1 pseudogene is annotated in these 578 nt (G+C 37.9%); it reads left to right on the forward strand.

Annotation, left to right across the window (positions count from 1 at the left end):
* Window positions 1-578: pseudogene (locus tag J7R12_RS08635) on the forward strand (damage-inducible protein); the annotation flags it as partial.

Consider the following 578-nt stretch of genomic DNA (forward strand, 5'->3'; position numbering starts at 1 on the left):
TTTACCGATAATGCCAAGAAACAAGCCAATGAGATTAATGCTGTTCTGGCTTCTATGGATGATGAAGAGCTCTATGGCAAAAACCTTTATACTTATACCTTTTCAAAAGCCGTTCAGAATAACCTTTTAGCACCTTATAAGATTATTGTTTTGGGTGTGAATGAAGAAGCAGTAGCCCAATCCATTCAACATCTTATGACCGATGATAATTATGAACTTATTCTTGATGATAAGACAAAGATTGTGGGCTGTTATCAAGCTCTGAGTAAAATCGATCTGAAGGTTGATCTCAGTGATGACCCTAATCCCATGCGCCGTGCTTTGGCTTTTTGTAAAGATATTAAAACCTCTGAACGCATTCGTGATACCTTTAATTCTGATGAAATTCAGGATGAATTACGGACTCTTTATGAAAGCTATAAAAAGACCTCCCCTCTTCATTGTAGATTTGAACATATTGACGGAAAACAAAGTGCAAAAAAACGTAATCAAGCTCTTGACTGGCTTAAAGAAGATGCGGGGGAAAATACCTGCCGTGTCTTAACCAATGTTCGTTGTCTCTCTGAAGGTGTGGATGT

The sequence above is a fragment of the Bartonella vinsonii subsp. vinsonii genome (assembly GCF_902825235.1).
GTDB classification, from domain to species: domain Bacteria; phylum Pseudomonadota; class Alphaproteobacteria; order Rhizobiales; family Rhizobiaceae; genus Bartonella; species Bartonella vinsonii.